Below are 17,407 nucleotides of genomic sequence, written 5' to 3'. Positions count from 1 at the left end.
GCGAGCACCAAGGGGCCGCGCGCGGTGGCTTCAGGATCAACTGGCCCGAAACAGATGTAGGAGCGAGCTTGCTCGCGATGCGCCGCGCGGGCGGCGCTCGATCTCAAGGGCGCTGAAACTCTCACGGCGAACACCTTGAAGCCGTAAGACATTTCCGAACCTGAAACCTGTCCTGTTTTGTCACAAGATTTTTCATGAAATCCGCCCACCACCCTTGAGAGAAATAGAGTGGAAGTGAACAATGTTCTCTTTCGCATTCCCTCCGAGACTGGCCATGAATACCCATTCCCGTCTGCTTGCCTGGCTGCCTGCTTTACTGCTGGGCCCAATGCTGGCGCTGTGCAGCACCCTGGCGTTGGCCGAAGCCCCCGCCGAGGCTACCAAGGCCCTGCACTTGCTCGATTACCTGGGTGCCGACTACCCGCCGACCGTGCGCGAAGGTCAGGTGATCGACGAGGGCGAGTACCGCGAGCAACAGGAGTTCAGCGCGGTCCTGGCCGACCTGGTCAAGAACCTGCCGGCGCATGCCGAACAAGCCGCGCTGGTACAGGGCGTGCTGGGGTTGCGCCAAGCCATCGACCAGCGTCAGGACGGCGCCGCTGTAGCCCGTCAGGCCCGTCAGTTGGGCGCACGCCTGGCGGTGGCCTACGAGGTCAGCCAGGCCCCGGTGATTACCCCAGACCCGGCCCGTGGTGCTTCGCTGTATGCGCAGAACTGCTCGATCTGCCATGGCGACAGCGGTGCCGGCGACGGCCCGGCCGGCGTTGGCCTGGAGCCACCTCCAGCCAACCTGCGCAGTGTCGAGCGGCTAGACCAGCTGAGCCTGTTCGACTTGTACAACACCCTCGGCCTGGGCATCGAAGGTACCGAGATGCCATCGTTCGCCGACCAGCTCGACGAGCGTCAGCGCTGGGACGTGGCCGCTTATGTGGCGAGCTTCACCGCCAACCCCGACGCGGCCAACGGCGATAAAGCCTGGAACCTGGCAGACCTGGCGCGCCAGACCCCGGCCGAAGTGGCGGCCAACGAAGGCGCCGATGCAGTAACGGCGTTCCGCGCCCAGCGTGCCCAGCCGCCGCAAGTCAAACGTGGCCCGGCGCAGTTGCTCGAATACACCGCCAGTACCCTGGACAAAAGCCTGGCGGCCTACCGCGAGGGTGATCACGACCAGGCCTACGACCTGTCGGTAGCCGCTTACCTGGAAGGCTTCGAGCTGGTGGAAAGCTCGCTGGACAACATCGACACCCAGGCGCGCAAGGACACCGAAAAAACCCTCATGGCTTACCGCCAGTCGCTGCAGGACGGCTTGCCAGTGGCCCAGGCCGAGCAACGGCTGGCCGAAGCCAAGGCCAAGCTCGACCAGGCCGCCAAGCTGTTGGGCAGTGATGGCCTGAGCTGGTCGCTGAGCTATATCTCCGGTTTGCTGATTCTGTTGCGTGAGGGCCTTGAAGCGATTCTGGTGCTGGCGGCGATCCTCGCCTTCCTGCGCAACACCGGCCAGCAATCGGCTGTGCGCAGCGTCAACGTCGGTTGGGGCCTGGCGCTGGTCGCAGGTTTTGCCACCTGGGCCTTGGCGGCTTACGTGATCGACGTGGGTGGTGCCCAGCGCGAGCTGCTGGAAGGCTGCACAGCGCTGTTTGCCGCGGTCATGGTGCTGTGGCTCGGGGTGTGGATGCACGACCGCCGCCACGCCGCTGCCTGGCAGGACTACATCAAGAGCAGCCTGGTCAGTGGTGGCGGGCGCTTCGGCTTTGCCATGCTGGCGTTCTTCTCGGTGTACCGCGAACTGTTCGAAGTGATCCTGTTCTACGAGACCCTGTGGCTGCAGGCCGGGCCTGCCGGGCATCAGGCCGTGCTGGCGGGGGGCGCCACGGCGGTGGTGCTGCTGGTGGGGTTGGCGTGGGTGATTCTGCGCGGCTCGGCCAAGCTGCCGCTGTCGCTGTTCTTCAGCATCAACGCCGCGCTGCTGTGTGCGCTGTCGGTGGTGTTCGCCGGGCATGGCGTGAAGGCGCTGCAGGAAGCCGGGGTGCTGGGCACGCGGCCGGTGGCGTTCTTCGAGTTCGACTGGCTGGGCATTCATGCCGATGCCTATTCGCTGGCAGCGCAGGCAGTGGCCTTGCTGGCCATCGTGTTCCTGTACGGGCGCTCGTGGCTGGCAGAGAAACGCAGGGCGGCGGCCAGCTGAGGCCGCCATCCTGGTAAACCGATGGGGTCAGGCCGGTTGTGGCGCCGTGAGAATGTTCTGCAGCAGATGCACACTTTCGACGGCGTCATGACCCAGGCTGGTCAAGTAGCCACCATCGGGTTGATCGGTCAGCCCTTTTTCGTGCAGGCGTTTAGCAGCCGCGACCAGCTTAGCGGGGGCTTCGCTTTCTATTATCTTGATGCCTTCCTGGCTGCTGTCGTGCTTGAACAGCGCGAGTACTTCCAGTTCGGCGATCAGCTCGGGGGTAAAGGACATGGCGACTCCTGACTTCCAGACGAGGATGGCGGCACCTTCATGGGTGCCTGACCTTCGAGTGTAGTCGGGTTATTCGTCGTCGCCTTGATCCATCTCAGGTGGCAGCTCGGGCAGGGCACGCAGGGCGTTTTCATACCATTCGCTGTTGAACGCGCGGTCTTCCACCAGCATGTTGTCGATCTCGAAGGCCAGCACATGGGCCATCAGGTTGAGGATGTCCTCGCGCGCATAGCCAACCAGGGTGAGCTTGTTGAAGGTGGCCTTGGCCGCTGGCGGCTCGTCGCTTTCGATCTGGTTCTCGATGGCCTGGGTCAGCGTTGCCTCGGCGAAGGCTTCGTCGTCATTGTCGATGTCGGTGGGCTCGCTCATGGCGGTACTCCTGTGATTGGGCATACAGTTTGCCACGCCTGTGGCGGCAATGTCCGGTCATTGACCGGGTGCATGACGCTGGTCAGGGGCAGGCTGAGGGGCTATAAAAGCCGGGCCATCCCCATACGGCCTGGAGGCTGTTACCCAATGCTCAAGCTTCACGGATTCTCAGTCAGCAACTACTACAACATGGTAAAGCTGGCGCTCCTGGAAAAAGGCCTGCCTTTCGAGGAGGTCACCTTCTATGGCGGCCAGGCGCCGCATGCACTGGAAGTCAGCCCACGGGGCAAGGTGCCGGTGCTGGAAACCGAACACGGCTTCCTCAGCGAGACCAGTGTGATTCTCGACTACATCGAGCAGACCCAGGGCGGCAAGGCGCTGTTGCCTGCGGACCCGTTCGAGCAGGCCAAGGTGCGCGAGCTGCTGAAAGAAATCGAGTTGTACATCGAGCTGCCGGCACGCACCTGCTACGCCGAGTCGTTCTTTGGCATGGCGGTAGAGCCGTTGATCAAGGAGCGCGCGCGGGCCGACCTGTTGGCCGGCTTTGCCACGCTCAAGCGCAATGGTCGCTTCGCGCCGTATGTGGCGGGTGAGCAGCTGACGATTGCCGACCTGATGTTCTGCTTCTCGGTCGACCTGGCTTACGCGGTGGGCAAGAAGGTGCTGAACGTCGACTTCCTGGCGGATTTCCCGCAGGCGAAGGCGTTGTTGCAGCGAATGGGCGAGAACCCGCACATGGCGCGGATTTTGGCAGACAAGGAGGCGTCGATGCCGGCCTTCATGGAGATGATCCGCAGCGGCAAGCGCTGAGGTTTGCAGAAGCGTCAAGCCCGCCCCCACAGGGTTCCGTTAAATCAATGAGTTAGCGGTTTCTCTGTGGGGCGGGCTTGCCCCGCGATCGAGGGCAAAGCCCTCGCCATGGCCTTAGCGCGAAGCCAGCAAGGCTTGGCCGCGTACTACCGCCGCACGCACTTGCGCCGGCGCGGTACCACCAATGTGGTCACGGGCATTGACCGAGCCTTCCAGGGTCAGCACGGCGAATACGTCCTGCTCGATCTGGTCGCTGAACTGGCGCAGTTCTTCCAGGCTCATCTCGGCCAGGTCCTTGCCGGTGTCCACACCATACTTCACGGCATGGCCGACGATTTCGTGGCAATCACGGAACGGCAGGCCACGGCGTACCAGGTAGTCGGCAAGGTCGGTGGCAGTCGAGAAGCCACGCAGGGCAGCTTCGCGCATGATCGCGTGCTTGGGCTTGACCGCCGGGATCATGTCGGCAAAGGCACGCAGCGAGTCGCGCAGCGTATCGGCGGCGTCGAACAGCGGTTCCTTGTCTTCCTGGTTGTCCTTGTTGTAGGCCAGCGGTTGGCCTTTCATCAGGGTCAGCAGGCCGGTCAGCGCGCCGAACACGCGGCCGCTCTTGCCACGTACCAGCTCCGGTACGTCCGGGTTCTTTTTCTGCGGCATGATCGAGCTGCCGGTGCAGAAGCGATCAGGCAGGTCGATGAACTGGAACTGCGCGCTGGTCCACAGCACCAGCTCTTCGGAGAAGCGCGACAGGTGCATCATGGCGATGCTTGCGGCAGCGCAGAATTCGATGGCGAAGTCGCGGTCGGAAACGCCGTCCAGCGAGTTGCCAGACACGTCCTCGAAGCCCAGCAGCTTGCAGGTGAGCTCGCGGTCGATCGGGTAGGTGGTGCCTGCCAGCGCGGCGCTGCCCAGGGGCATGCGGTTGGTGCGCTTGCGGCAGTCGACCAGGCGCTCGTAGTCGCGGCTGAGCATTTCGAACCAGGCAAGCAGGTGATGGCCGAAGGTGACCGGCTGGGCCGTCTGCAGGTGGGTGAAGCCGGGCATGATGGTGTCGGCTTCACGCTCGGCCTGCTCCAGCAGGCCCTTTTGCAGGCGGGTGATTTCGGCCAGGATCAGGTCGATCTCGTCGCGCAGCCACAGGCGGATGTCGGTGGCCACCTGGTCGTTGCGGCTGCGGCCGGTGTGCAGTTTTTTACCGGTGATGCCGATGCGATCGGTCAGGCGTGCCTCGATGTTCATGTGCACGTCTTCAAGCTCGACGCGCCAGTCGAAGTTGCCGGCCTCGATTTCGCCCTGGATGGTCTTCAGGCCATCGATGATGGTGTCGCGCTCGGCATCGCTGAGCACGCCGACCTGCGCCAACATGGTGGCGTGGGCGATCGAACCCATGATGTCGTGGCGGTACAGGCGCTTGTCGAAATCGACCGAAGCGGTGAAACGGGCGACGAAGGCGTCGACGGGCTCACTGAAGCGGCCGCCCCAGGACTGATTGGTCTTGTCGGTGCTCATGGATTCACTCATTGCAGGCGTGAACGAAAAAGTGGCAACGATGATAGCAGGGTTGGGCTTGCTGCCGCAGGGCGCCGGTCGAGAGAAATGGCCCGAAAACGGCAGGCAGACACGCACACAAGGATTTGCAGGATTGAACGGCAGTGTTCCATGGACCGTCTACAGTTGGACAGAGGACTGGCAGTGAATCTGCCAGCCGAGTGAATCTTTGGCCATCGCACCGGTCTAGAGCGTGACCGCAGTGTCGCTCGAACCACATCTGTCTACGCTATACCTGTGCGAGACTCATTCAGGAATCCAGCGCAATTATGAATGTCCTGATCGTTGATGACGAACCCCAAGGCCGTGAACGCCTCAGTAGGCTGCTCGGCGAACTGGAGGGTTACACCGTGCTGGAGCCTAGCGCCACCAACGGCGAGGAAGCCCTGGCGCTGATTGAAAGCCTCAAGCCTGATGTCGTCCTGCTCGACATCGGCATGCCCGGCCTGGATGGCCTGCAGGTTGCCGCTCGCCTGTGCGAACGCGAGGCGCCGCCGTCGGTGGTGTTTTGCACCGGCGACGACGAATACGGCACCGAGGCTTTCAAGGACAGCACCCTCAGCCATGTGACCAAACCCTTCCAGCCCCAGGCGCTGCGCGATGCCTTGCGCAAGGCCGAGAAGCCCAACCGCGCCCAGTTGGCGGCGCTTACCCGGCCTGCCAATGAAGGCGGAGGCCCGCGCAGCCATATCAGCGCGCGAACGCGAAAGGGCATCGAGCTGATTCCGTTGCCCCAGGTCATCTATTTCATAGCTGACCACAAGTACGTGACCTTGCGCCACGAGACCGGAGAAGTGCTGCTCGATGAGCCGCTCAAGGCCCTGGAAGATGAATTTGGCGATCGCTTTGTGCGCATCCATCGCAACGCGCTGGTGGCCCGCGAACGTATCGAACGCCTGCAGCGCACGCCGCTGGGGCATTTTCAGCTGTTTCTCAAGGGCCTTGACGGTGATGCGCTGACCGTCAGCCGGCGCCACGTGGCTGGCGTGCGCAAGATGATGCAGACGCTCTGACCCGCCGTGCACTGCCTGTTGTAGGAGCGGCCTTGCGTCGCGAAAGGGTTGCGCAGCAGCCCCAGGTTTTCAGCTTCACCGCACAGATTGCCGGGGCCGCTTCGCGGCCCTTTCGCGACGCAAGGCCGCTCCTACAAACAGCCATCCGTGGGCACAAACACACCAGCCACCCCCACCGCACCGCCTTTGACCCGTATCTGCTAGCGATGCCACCGGAGCTGTTATCATCGGCGGTATTTCTCTGCATCGGGGCGTTCCATGTCCACTCGCGAAATCCGCATTGCCACCCGTAAAAGTGCCTTGGCCCTGTGGCAGGCCGAATACGTCAAAGCCCGCCTCGAGCAGGCCCACCCTGGGCTGATCGTGACCCTGGTGCCCATGGTCAGCCGCGGTGACAAGCTGCTCGACGCGCCGCTGGCGAAAATCGGCGGCAAGGGCCTGTTCGTCAAAGAGCTTGAAACCGCCCTGCTGGACAACGAAGCCGACATCGCCGTGCATTCGATGAAGGACGTGCCCATGGACTTCCCCGAAGGCCTGGGCCTGTACTGCATCTGCGAACGCGAAGACCCGCGCGATGCGTTCGTCTCCAACCGTTTCGAAAGCCTTGAAGCCTTGCCCGCCGGCAGCATCGTCGGTACCTCCAGCCTGCGCCGTCAGGCCCAGTTGCTGGCGCGCCGCCCGGACCTCGAAATCCGCTTCCTGCGGGGCAACGTCAATACCCGCCTGGCCAAGCTCGATGCCGGCGAATATGACGCAATCATCCTCGCTGCGGCGGGTTTGATCCGCCTCGGTTTCGAAGACCGCATCACCTCCAGCATCAGCGTCGACGACAGCCTGCCAGCGGGCGGCCAAGGTGCGGTGGGCATCGAATGCCGCAGCGCCGACAGCGAAATCCATGCGCTGCTGGCGCCACTGCACCATCTCGACACCGCCGACCGGGTGGTGGCCGAACGGGCATTGAACAAACACCTCAATGGCGGCTGCCAGGTGCCGATCGCCTGTTACGCGGTGCTTGAAGGCGACCAGCTGTGGCTGCGTGGCCTGGTCGGCCAGCCCAGCGGTGGCACCTTGCTGGTGGCCGACGCCCGGGCGCCGCGCGCAGCGGCTGAGGCGTTGGGCGTGCAGGTTGCCGAAGACCTGCTGGGCCAGGGCGCCGAAGCCATCCTCAAGGAAGTCTATGGCGAGGCCGGGCACCCGTGAGCGATTGGCGCCTGTTGCTGACCCGGCCTGCCGATGACTGCACAGCACTGGCGCAACGGCTGGCGGCGGCGGGGGTGGCCAGCAGTTGTCTGCCGCTGCTGGCGATAGACGCTGTTGCTGTGGATGAGCGGCAACGCCAGTTGCTGGGTGGCCTGCAGGGCTTTCAGGCAATCATCGTGGTCAGCAAGCCGGCAGCCAGGTTGCTGCTCGAACGGCTGGCCCAGGCCGGGCTGCAGCCACCGGTTCAAGGCTGGTTCACGGTGGGCGAGGCGACCGCAGCGGTGCTGCAGGGCGCGGGCCTTGAGGTGGCCTGCCCAGCGCAAGGTGACGACAGTGAAGCCTTGCTCGCGCTGGCGGCCCTGCGCGAGGCTATCGGCGTGCCTGCGCCGCGTGTCTTGATCGTCCGCGGCGTCGGAGGTCGCGAACTGCTGGCAGAGCGTCTTGCAGAGCAAGGTGCTAGTGTCGATTATCTGGAACTGTATCGTCGCAGCCTGCCGGAATACCCGGTGGGCACCTTGATGCGTCGCATCGAAGCGGAACGCCTTAATGGCCTGGTGGTCAGCAGTGGGCAGGGCTTTGAACACTTGCAGCAGATGGCCGGCGCCGATTGGCCGCAGGTGGCGCGTCTGCCGCTGTTCGTGCCGAGCCCGCGGGTTGCCGAGCAGGCCAGGGCCGCCGGGGCCCAACAGGTTGTGGATTGCCGTGGCGCCAGTGCCACGGCCTTGCTGGCAGCCGTGCAGCGCAGCGCTGCACCTGCCTCTTAAGGCGCTAAGCTGAACGCCAAGCGCCCCCATGCAAAGGATGGATACGTGAGCGAAACTGTCTTGTCCAATAATGATCAGCCGTCGGCCCAGACGCCGGCGGACCCCGTCACCGCCCCACCTGCCAAGCGCTCCGGCAGTGGTCTGGCAGCACTGGCCCTGCTGCTGGGAGCGGCCGGGGTCGCAATAGGTGGCTGGGGTGTCTGGCAGGTGCGTCAACTGCAAGGCAACGAGTTCAACCAAGGGCAGCACCTTGAAGCGCTGAACCAGCGCGCCGAAGCGCTGCAGCAGCGTGAGCAGCAGATCAGTGCACAGTTGGCCAGCCTGCCGGCCGCCAGCGAGCTGGAAGACCGCCGCCGGCTGGTCTCGCAGCTGCAAGGCGACCAGCAGCGCCTCAGCCAGCGCCTGGAAACCGTGCTTGGCGAAAGCCGCAAGGAATGGCGCCTGGCAGAGGCCGAGCACTTGCTGCGCCTGGCCACCCTGCGCCTCTCGGCCCTGCAAGACATTACCAGTGCCAAGGCGCTGGTCGAAGGCGCCGACGAAATCCTGCGCGAGCAGAGCGACCCAGGCGCCTTCGCCGCCCGCGAGCAATTGGCACGCAGCCTGGCAACGCTCAACAGCACCCAGCAACCCGACCGCACCGGCCTGTACCTCAAGCTGGCCGCGCAACGTGAACTGGTGCAGCAGCTCAGCGCCCAGTCGCCCGAGTTCGACAGCAACGCCGATGCCCTTGGCGCGCTGACTGCCGACGGCGATGGCGCCAGTCGCTGGTCGCAGTGGTGGGCGGAAATCTCCAAGTACTTCCAGATCGACTTCAATGCCGATGACAACGTGCGGCCGCTGCTGGCCGGGCAGTCGCTCAACCAGTTGCGCCTGGCCCTCAGCCTGACCATTGAGCAGGCCCAGTGGGCGGCGCTCAACGGCGAGGCCAAGGTCTACACCCAGGCGCTGGATGATGCGCGCTCTGTGCTGTTGGCCAACTTCAACGCCGACAACCCGCAGAGCAAGGCCATGCTCGACAGCCTCAACGCCCTGGCCGAGCAGCCGGTGTCTGTCGTCACCCCTGACCTGAGCGAAAGCCTGGCCTCGGTGCAGGCCTACATCCAGCGCCGTCACCTGCCGGCCGAGGGTGAAGGGGGCAAACCATGAAGCGGGTCTACCTGCTGGCCGTGCTGGCGATCGTGATCGCCGCCGCGCTGGGTATCGCGGTGGCCAAGCACAGTGGCTATGTATTGATCTCCTATGGCAGCTTCCGTTACCAGTCGGGGTTGTGGGCGGCGTTGGCCGGGCTGATCGCCGTGGTCGCCGTGCTCTGGTTGCTGCGCTACCTGGTCGGCTTGGTGCTGACCTCCAGTGGTGTGGTCAACCCGTGGTCGCGACGCAACCGCAGCCGTCGCATCCGGGTGGCCATCGAGCAAGGCCAGTTGGACCTCGCCGAGGGCCGCTGGGCCAGCGCCCAACGCCATTTGCACCGCGCCGCCGAAGCCGAGCGCCAACCCTTGCTGTACTACCTCGGTGCCGCCCGCGCGGCCAACGAGCAAGGCCGCACGGCAGACAGCGACCAGTTGCTCGAGCGTGCTCTGGAGCGTCAGCCGCAGGCCGAGCTTGCCATTGCCCTGACCCACGCCCAGTTGCAGATGGACCGCGGTGATACCGACGGCGCCCTGGAAACCCTGCTGGCCATGCACGAGCGACACCCGCACAACGGCCAGGTGCTGCGCCTGCTGCAGCGCCTGCACCTGGAGCGCGGCGACTGGTCGGCGCTGATTCGCCTGCTGCCTGAGCTGCGCAAGGGCAAGGTGCTGCCGGCCGATGAGCTCGCCGAACTGGAAAAACGCGCCTGGGGCCAGAACCTGAGCCTGGCGACGACCCGGGGCGAAGATGCGCAAAGTGCGCGTCAGGCCTTGGAGCGCGCCTGGCAACAGCTTACCGCCGCCCAGCGCCAGGAACCGCAACTGGTGCTGGCCTATGCCGAGCAACTGCGGCAGGTGGGCGCCCAGGGCGAGGCGGAGCAGGTGTTGCGCACTGCCCTCAAGCGTGAATACGAAAGCCACCTGGCCCGTTTGTATGGCCTGGTGCGCGGTGATGACCCGGCACGTCAGCTACAGGCTGCCGAAGGCTGGCTTAAAGCCAACCCTCAGGACCCGAGCCTGTTGCTGACCCTCGGCCGCCTGAGCTTGCAGAACCGCCTGTGGGGCAAGGCGCGTGACTATCTGGAAAACAGCCTGCGGATGGAACGCAACCCGGAAACCTGCGCCGAGCTGGCCCGCTTGCTCGCCGGCCTTGGCGAGACCGAGCGCAGCAACCAGCTGTTCCAAGAGGGCCTCGGCTTGCTGGATGAGCGTCTGTTGGCGCTGCCGTTGCCAGAAGCCGTTCGCGCCTGAACCTTTGCCTGAGCCACCCCTGAGCCCGCGCCGAAGTGCGGAATCAGGGGCTGGGTAACTTGTCTGGCAATATAAGTTAGATCTGCAATCCATTTCTTAAGACGTTTCCTACTTCCAGAATGGAAACTTCCTTTGCTATTCAGCGACTTGTCGTCCCTGTAGTGCCTTGAAACAAAGCGGTTGTTTCCTCTACCGTTTCAAGCCACTTCATTCCCCGGGACCACCATTGCCCATGCTGCCGGCCCGTTTACGCACTTTCTTTGTCCCTGCCTGCCTGGCCTCGTTGGCGGTGCTGGTCGGGTCCTATTACCTGGAATATACGCTGGGGTTGATACCGTGCCCGTTGTGCTTCACCCAGCGCCTGCTGTTGGGCCTGTACGCGGTGCTTTGCCTGGGCGCAGTGGTACAGGCGCCTTCGGCCAGCCGCGGTTACACGCGGGCGCTGCTGGCCTGCTCGCTGACGGGGGCGCTGCTGGCCGCCCGGCATGTCTGGCTGCAAGGGGCGAGTGGGGCGGTCCATGTATGCCCGGCACCGATCTGGCGGGTGTTCGAGCAATCCTGGCGCGAGGCCGCCCGGCAATTGCTGCTGGGTGGGCCGGATTGTGACTCGCTGACCTGGAGTTTTCTAGACCTGACGCTACCTGAATGGAGCCTGTTGGCCTTCCTGTTGCTGGCTGCGCTGCCCTTGAGCCACCTGCTGGCGTATCGTTTCCGCACCCTGGCCGGTACTTGACCTGGCGCACACCTGGGGCGCCATCGCGACCAATGGCGTTGTATGGGGGTATTAAACACTTGTATGAACTTTGTCTGCTGAGTACCTTGATGGTCAGCACGCGCGGGAATAATCTCCCAGCACGCATACCGAAAATACAACTGCTCGATGCCGTCCTGCTGATGTCACCTTTGTGCTGCGCGGTCGTGGTGCGAGGTGCAGCGGCATCTACCCAGAAGGGAAGAGATCGCCATGCTCGATAGTTGTCAGAACGCCCAGGAACGCTGGGGCGGGGTTCATAAGCTGATCGACCGTTGGCTTCTGGAGCGCCAGGAGCTGGTGCAGGCTTTTCGCGCGTTGCGCGACGCCAAGCCGGCCTTCGCCGACAAGGACAAGAACCGCGATTTCTGTGCGGTTCTGGTCGACTACGTGTCGGCCTGGCACTTCGAGGTCAGCGAACAGTTGGTCAGCGAAGCCAAGGCCTTCGGTGATACGCGCGGCCTTGAACTGGCCACACAGATCAACCCACGTATCGATGACAGCACCCAGATCGCCCTGGCATTCAATGACCATTGCGAGAAGGGCGAGTGCAAGGACCCGGAGCGCTTCGCCGAAAAACTGGCCAAGCTGGGCGGCCTGCTGCACGAGCGCTTCGAGCTGGAAGATTGCCTGATCGAAGTGCTGCACAACGCGCACAAGGAAGAGGGCGCAGTCGAAGCCTGAGGCTTGGCGTCAGTCGCCAACCGCCAGCAGTTCGATCTCGAATACCAAAGGCGTATAGGGTGCGATCAGGTCACCCGCGCCCTCTGCCCCATAGGCTTGTGCCGACGGAATCACCAGGCGCCATTTGGCGCCTGCATGCATCCGAGGCAAGGCCACCTGCCACCCCTCGATCACCGAGCCCAGGCTGAACCACTGCGGCTGTTGGTTCTGATCGAACACCGAGCCGTCCGGCAACCTGCCCACGTAGCGAACCTGTACCTTGCCCCCCGCTTTGGGCTGTGCCCCGGTGCCGCTTTGCAGTTCGCTGTAGAGCACGCCTTCGGGTAGCTCATGCACACCGGCCCGTGCCCGCTCGTTGGCCATGAAGCGTGTTTCCACCGCCTTGAGCTTGTCTGCCTCGGCCTGCTCGGCCGTGCTGTCTGCCTGCGCCTCATGCTGCTGCAGCACGGCCTGCATGCGTGCCTTGTCGAGCTTCAGCGGCTGCCCTTGATAGGACTGGCGCAGGCCTTCGACCAGGGCGTCCAGTTGCAAGCCAGGCATCTCGGTGCGCAAGCGCTCGCCCAGGCTGGCGCCCAGGCTGTAGGCCAGGTCGTGGTCGTCCGCATTGGCCAGGGCGAAGGGCGCCACCAGGCACAAACCTAAAACAAGAAAACGAGGCATGGGCAGTTCCTGCGCAATGAGCGGGCCGTTACAGCCAACATCGGGGTGGGCCAGTATCTGCCAAATATGAGCAACGCTTAATTCAGCAACTACACTTTCACGGAGCTGCAAGATAACAACTTTGCCCAGGCATGCAACGCGGCGTAAATATTACTGTCAACATGCCCTAGCGGCGGTAGCAGCAGAAGCATAGTATGAGCCGCAATCTCGTCAGCCAGGAGGTAAACCATGTCGGCCAAAAAGAAGCCAGTAAGTACGCCGTTGCACCTGCTCCAGCAACTTTCGGGCAGCCTGCTCGAACATTTGGAAGATGCCTGCTCGCAAGCGCTGGCTGATGCGGAAAAACTGCTGGCCAAGTTGGAAAAGCAACGGGGCAAGGCACAAGAGAAACTGCACAATGGTCGCCTGAAAATGCAGGACGCGGCCAAGGCAGGTAAAGCCAAGGCGCAGTCCAAGGCCCAGAAAGCCATTGGTGAACTTGAAGGGTTGCTCGACTCGCTCAAAGACCGCCAGACCCAGACCCGCACCTATATCCAGCAACTCAAGCGTGATGCCCAGGACAGCCTGAAGCTGGCCCAGGGTGTGGGCAAGGTGCGTGAAGCCGCAAGCAAAGCACTGGACCAGCGCGCCGTAGCCGCCAAGGCTGCAAAACCGACCGCTGCCAAAGCCCCGGCGAAAGCCGCCGCTACCAAGCCAGCCGCTCGCACCGCCGCCAAGCCAGCCGCCAAAGCCGCCGCTGCCAAGGCGCCAGTCAAAGCTGCCGCTAAACCCGCTGCCGCCAAGGCGCCAGCCAAAACCGCCGCCGCCAAACCTGCGGCCAAGCCAGCCGCCAAACCAGCCGCTGCCAAAGCTCCGGCCAAGGCTGCTGCTGCCAAACCCGCAGCCAAGCCAGCTGCTGCCAAAGCCCCGGCCAAGGCTGCTGCTGCCAAACCCGCAGCTAAGCCAGCTGCTGCCAAGGCACCCGCCAAGCCTGCAGCCAAACCAGCCGCTGCCAAAGCCCCGGCTAAAACAGCAGCGGCCAAGCCTGCAGCGAAACCGGCCGTTGCCGCCAAGGCACCCGCGCGTGCCGCCGCCAAACCAGCTGCTAAGCCCGCTGCAAAACCGGCGGTGAAAGCGGCCGCCAAGCCAGCTGCAGCCAAGCCAGCGGCCGCCAAGCCAGCCGAAACCAAGCCGGCCACAGCTGCCACCAGCACGCCTGCGGCCGCGACCAACTCGGCCGCGCCAGCCCCAGCCGCTTCGGCACCCGCCAGCACCCCGGCTCAGGCGCCGTCTTCGGCCTCCTGAAGCGCTGCCGCCGCGACGCGCAATTGATGCAGCGCGCGGTGTTCTCGGGCCTGGTCCGGCGCTAGCCGGGCCAGCCAGTCGTCCGTGGGCTCCTGAGAGTCTGCGGGCCACTGTTGCGAAAGCGCCTGCAAGCGTTCCAACAAGGTCTTCTCGGCCTGCAATTCCAGCCCCTTTACCTGCTCACGCAATGCCGCCAACAGCGCATCGTTGCGCGCTGCCGTGCGCCATTGTTGGCGCAGGCCACGTAACGGGGCCACCACTTCACGCTGCCAAGGTTCGGCGATGTCACGCAGGGCTTGCGCGCGCTCCTCACTCACGGCCACGCCGCGTGCTTGCAGCCAGGTCGCACAGAGCAACAGGCAAACGTCACCGCCCAGCGCTTGCACGCCAAGGCAGGCCTCTTCCACGCCGGGCCTGGCATACAAGGCCAGGGCGTGATTCCACAGGTCGGTGCACATGATTCCACTCACGCTACGGGTCGAGGAAGCTGGTAGACTCCGCGACCATCATGATCAGACTATCCAACCTCACTTTACAGCGTGGTCCGCAGCGCTTGCTAGAAGGCGCCGAGATGACCTTGCACGCCGGCCACAAGGCCGGTTTGATCGGCGCCAACGGCGCCGGAAAATCCAGCCTGTTCGCCTTGCTGCGCGGTGAGCTTTCGCCCGATTCCGGCGACTGCCAGCTGCCCGGCGACTGGCGCATAGCCCACATGCGGCAGGAGGTCGACACCCTCGACCGCTTGGCCGTGGACTATGTGCTCGATGGCGACGTGCGCCTGCGCAAGGTGCAGGCCGAGCTTGCCGTAGCCGAAACGGCGCATGACGGCACCGCCCTGGCCCGCCTGCACAGTGAGCTGGAAAGTGCCGACGGCTATACCGCCGATGCCCGCGCGCGCAAGCTGCTGGCAGGCCTGGGTTTCACCAACGAGCAGATGGGCCGCCGTGTCGGTGACTTCTCCGGTGGCTGGCGGATGCGTCTGAGCCTGGCGCAGGCGCTGATGTGCCCGTCCGACCTGCTGCTGCTCGATGAGCCCACCAACCACCTGGACCTGGATGCGATCCTCTGGCTGGAAGACTGGCTCAAGGGTTACCCCGGCACCTTGCTGCTGATTTCCCACGACCGTGATTTCCTCGATGCCGTGGTCGACCACGTGCTGCACGTCGAGCAGCGCAAGCTCAACCTGTACAAGGGCGGCTACAGCGCGTTCGAGCGCACCTGTGCCGAGCGCCTGGCGCAACAGCAGCAAGCCTACGAGAAGCAGCAGGCCCAGCGCGCGCACATGGAAAAGTACATCGCCCGCTTCAAGGCGCAAGCCACCAAGGCCCGCCAGGCACAGAGCCGAATCAAGGCCCTGGAACGCATGGAAGAATTGTCGGCGGCGCATGTGGATTCGCCGTTCGATTTCGTCTTCCGCGAATCGCAGAAAATTTCCAGCCCGCTGCTGGACATGTCCGAGGGCTGCCTGGGTTATGGCGACAAGGCCATCCTGGAGAAGGTCAAGCTGCAGCTGGTGCCGGGTGCGCGTATCGGTTTGCTCGGCCCCAATGGCGCGGGCAAGTCGACCCTGATCAAGAACCTCGCCGGCGAGCTGGCACCGCTGTCGGGGCGCCTGGTCCGTGGCGAGAACCTGGCGGTGGGTTATTTCGCCCAGCACCAGCTCGACTCCCTGGACGACAAGGCCAGCCCGCTGCTTCACCTGCAGCGCATTGCCCCCACAGAGCGCGAGCAGACGTTGCGCGACTTCCTCGGCGGCTTCGATTTTCATGGCAACCGTGTCGACGAACCGGTGGTGAATTTCTCCGGCGGCGAGAAGGCCCGGCTGGCCCTGGCGCTGATCGCCTGGGAGCGGCCGAACCTGTTGCTGCTGGACGAACCGACCAACCACCTCGACCTGGAAATGCGCCTTGCCCTGACCATGGCCCTGCAGGAGTTCGCCGGTGCCGTGGTGGTGGTTTCCCACGACCGTCACCTGCTCAAGAGCACCACCGACGACTTCCTGCTGGTGGCCGACGGCAAGGTCGGTACCTTCGATGGCGACCTGGAAGACTACAGCCGCTGGCTGCTCGACTACCGTCAGCGCAGTGCGCCGGCCAGCAACGCCCCAGCCAACCCGGACAAGACTGACAAGAAGGCCCAGCGCCAGGCGGCAGCGGCCTTGCGGCAGCAGTTGGCACCGCACAAGAAAGCGGCCGACAAGCTGGAGGCCGAGCTCAACCAGGTGCACGGCCAGTTGGCCGAGATCGAGACCGCGCTGGGCGACAGTGGCGTCTACGAGGCGGCGCGCAAGGATGAACTGCGTGACCTGCTGGCCCGCCAGAGCAAGCTCAAGCAGCGTGAAGGCGAGCTGGAAGAGGGCTGGATGGAAGCCCTGGAAACCCTCGAAAGCATGCAGGCCGAGCTCGAGGCGCTGTCCTGATGGCTGAGGTGTTTGGGGCGCAGGTCTTTAGGTAGGATCAGGGCGTTTGTGTGCAGGGTGAGAGCCTTCCAGCACCTGTGATATCGGGCGCCGCCCGCGCGGCGCATCGCGAGCAAGCTCGCTCCTACATTTGCTTCGGGCCAATATCGCCTGTGATAGAGGCGCGCGACCCTTTGTTTGTACGACACGATATCTATGCGGGCACCAAGGGGGCGCGCGCCAATGCTTCAGGGATAACTGGCCCGAAACAAATGTAGGAGCGAGCTTGCTCGCGATGCGCCGCGCGGGCGGCGCTCGATCTCAACAGCACCCTACAACTCAAGCCTTAAACATATCTGCAAAATCACTGGTTATTTTTTCACCAACACCTTAGCTTAACGTTTTGCAACATATGTTCGAGCGAGGTGTGTGATGTCGATGGAAGTGTGGTTGGGCTTCTTTGCCGCGTGTTGGGTGATCAGCCTTTCACCGGGGGCTGGGGCGATTGCCTCGATGTCCAGCGGCCTGCAGTACGGTTTCTGGCGCGGTTACTGGAACGCCCTGGGCCTGCAGATTGGCCTGATCGTGCAGATCGCCATCATTGCCGCCGGCGTCGGCGCCATCCTTGCTGCGTCCGCCACTGCCTTCACGATCATCAAGTGGTTTGGCGTCGCCTACCTGGTGTACCTCGCCTACAAGCAATGGCGTGCGTTGCCGATGGACATGAGCGACGAGCCTGCCGTACGCCCCATCGGCAAACCGCTGAGCCTGGTGTTCCGTGGTTTTCTGGTCAACGTCAGCAACCCCAAGGCCTTGGTGTTCATGCTGGCGGTGCTGCCGCAGTTCATCAACCCCCATGAAGCGCTGTTGCCGCAGTACGTGGCAATCACCGTGACCATGATCACCGTCGACATGCTGGTGATGGCGGGTTACACCGGCCTGGCTTCGCGCGTGCTGCGCCTGCTGCGTACGCCCAAGCAGCAGAAGCGGCTGAACCGTACCTTTGCCGGGTTGTTCCTCGGCGCGGCGACCTTCCTGGCGACCCTGCGCCGCGCGCCTATCTGAAAAAAGCCCGCGAGTGATG

17 protein-coding genes are annotated in these 17,407 nt (G+C 64.0%); 12 read left to right on the top strand and 5 right to left on the bottom strand.

The window, feature by feature from the left end:
• The first annotated feature begins 241 nt into the window (after positions 1–241).
• A complete protein-coding gene (locus DJ563_RS20230) occupies positions 242–2,185 on the top strand; it encodes an FTR1 family protein (RefSeq protein WP_434518246.1) in 1,944 nt (647 codons plus the stop codon).
• Between the two features lie 27 nt (positions 2,186–2,212).
• Here DJ563_RS20230 and DJ563_RS20225 read toward each other — a convergent pair whose 3' ends face one another.
• Entirely contained in the window at positions 2,213–2,461 is a 249-nt protein-coding gene (locus tag DJ563_RS20225) for a TIGR02647 family protein (RefSeq protein WP_274097933.1), read from the bottom strand.
• 69 nt (positions 2,462–2,530) lie between these two features.
• Positions 2,531–2,830, bottom strand: a complete 300-nt coding sequence (locus tag DJ563_RS20220) for a hypothetical protein (RefSeq protein ID WP_186660536.1) — start codon at positions 2,828–2,830, stop codon at positions 2,531–2,533.
• 147 nt (positions 2,831–2,977) lie between these two features.
• On the opposite strand from DJ563_RS20220, the gene DJ563_RS20215 reads away from it, so the two are divergent.
• Positions 2,978–3,640 carry a glutathione S-transferase gene (locus DJ563_RS20215; protein ID WP_033703310.1) on the top strand — a complete coding sequence of 221 codons (663 nt, stop codon included), beginning with the start codon at positions 2,978–2,980 and terminating at the stop codon, positions 3,638–3,640.
• A gap of 114 nt (positions 3,641–3,754) precedes the next feature.
• On the opposite strand, the gene argH is transcribed toward DJ563_RS20215, so the two are convergent.
• Entirely contained in the window at positions 3,755–5,149 is a 1,395-nt protein-coding gene (argH, locus tag DJ563_RS20210) for an argininosuccinate lyase (RefSeq protein ID WP_033703309.1), read from the bottom strand.
• Positions 5,150–5,457: 308 nt separating this feature from the next.
• On the opposite strand from argH, the gene DJ563_RS20205 reads away from it, so the two are divergent.
• The 7 genes from DJ563_RS20205 (at position 5,458) to DJ563_RS20175 (ending at position 11,981) form a co-directional block, all read left to right on the top strand.
• Positions 5,458–6,201 carry a LytR/AlgR family response regulator transcription factor gene (locus DJ563_RS20205; RefSeq protein WP_033703307.1) on the top strand — a complete coding sequence of 248 codons (744 nt, stop codon included), beginning with the start codon at positions 5,458–5,460 and terminating at the stop codon, positions 6,199–6,201.
• A 258-nt stretch (positions 6,202–6,459) separates the two neighbouring features.
• Entirely contained in the window at positions 6,460–7,401 is a 942-nt protein-coding gene (gene hemC, locus DJ563_RS20200; RefSeq protein ID WP_033703306.1) for a hydroxymethylbilane synthase, read from the top strand.
• Positions 7,398–8,165 carry a uroporphyrinogen-III synthase gene (locus DJ563_RS20195; RefSeq protein ID WP_434518245.1) on the top strand — a complete coding sequence of 256 codons (768 nt, stop codon included), beginning with the start codon at positions 7,398–7,400 and terminating at the stop codon, positions 8,163–8,165. Before hemC ends, DJ563_RS20195 begins: the two co-directional genes overlap by 4 nt.
• Positions 8,166–8,210: 45 nt before the next feature.
• Positions 8,211–9,311, top strand: a complete 1,101-nt coding sequence (locus tag DJ563_RS20190; protein WP_047582865.1) for a uroporphyrinogen-III C-methyltransferase — start codon at positions 8,211–8,213, stop codon at positions 9,309–9,311.
• Positions 9,308–10,546: a heme biosynthesis protein HemY gene (locus DJ563_RS20185; protein ID WP_434518244.1), complete on the top strand. Its 1,239-nt coding sequence runs from the start codon at positions 9,308–9,310 to the stop codon at positions 10,544–10,546. Before DJ563_RS20190 ends, DJ563_RS20185 begins: the two co-directional genes overlap by 4 nt.
• 232 nt (positions 10,547–10,778) lie before the next feature.
• Positions 10,779–11,279, top strand: a complete 501-nt coding sequence (locus DJ563_RS20180; protein ID WP_434518243.1) for a disulfide bond formation protein B — start codon at positions 10,779–10,781, stop codon at positions 11,277–11,279.
• Positions 11,280–11,510: 231 nt separating this feature from the next.
• Positions 11,511–11,981 (top strand): Rsd/AlgQ family anti-sigma factor, encoded by a 471-nt coding sequence (locus tag DJ563_RS20175; protein ID WP_033703299.1) that lies wholly within the window; start codon positions 11,511–11,513, stop codon positions 11,979–11,981.
• A 9-nt stretch (positions 11,982–11,990) separates the two neighbouring features.
• Here the strand turns inward: DJ563_RS20175 and DJ563_RS20170 are convergent, their stop codons facing one another.
• Complete coding sequence (locus tag DJ563_RS20170) at positions 11,991–12,641, bottom strand: FKBP-type peptidyl-prolyl cis-trans isomerase (protein WP_434518242.1); 651 nt, start codon at positions 12,639–12,641, stop codon at positions 11,991–11,993.
• Between the two features lie 228 nt (positions 12,642–12,869).
• On the opposite strand from DJ563_RS20170, the gene DJ563_RS20165 reads away from it, so the two are divergent.
• Entirely contained in the window at positions 12,870–13,925 is a 1,056-nt protein-coding gene (locus tag DJ563_RS20165; protein ID WP_434518241.1) for an AlgP family protein, read from the top strand.
• Here DJ563_RS20165 and DJ563_RS20160 read toward each other — a convergent pair.
• Entirely contained in the window at positions 13,901–14,383 is a 483-nt protein-coding gene (locus DJ563_RS20160; protein ID WP_274097942.1) for a TIGR02444 family protein, read from the bottom strand. The genes DJ563_RS20165 and DJ563_RS20160 overlap by 25 nt on opposite strands.
• 50 nt (positions 14,384–14,433) lie before the next feature.
• Between DJ563_RS20160 and DJ563_RS20155 the strand changes: the two genes are divergently transcribed.
• Together DJ563_RS20155 and DJ563_RS20150 are read left to right on the top strand one after the other, a co-directional pair.
• Positions 14,434–16,344, top strand: coding sequence for an ATP-binding cassette domain-containing protein (locus tag DJ563_RS20155; RefSeq protein ID WP_434518240.1), 1,911 nt, complete (start codon positions 14,434–14,436; stop codon positions 16,342–16,344).
• Positions 16,345–16,755: 411 nt separating this feature from the next.
• Positions 16,756–17,388 (top strand): LysE family transporter, encoded by a 633-nt coding sequence (locus DJ563_RS20150; protein ID WP_033703291.1) that lies wholly within the window; start codon positions 16,756–16,758, stop codon positions 17,386–17,388.
• Positions 17,389–17,407: the final 19 nt, after the last annotated feature.

The organism is Pseudomonas sp. NFX1, from assembly GCF_051123555.1.
Lineage (GTDB): Bacteria > Pseudomonadota > Gammaproteobacteria > Pseudomonadales > Pseudomonadaceae > Aquipseudomonas > Aquipseudomonas capeferrum.
Note: the sequence above shows the minus strand (reverse complement) of the source record. Positions and strands in the feature narration are given on the sequence as shown.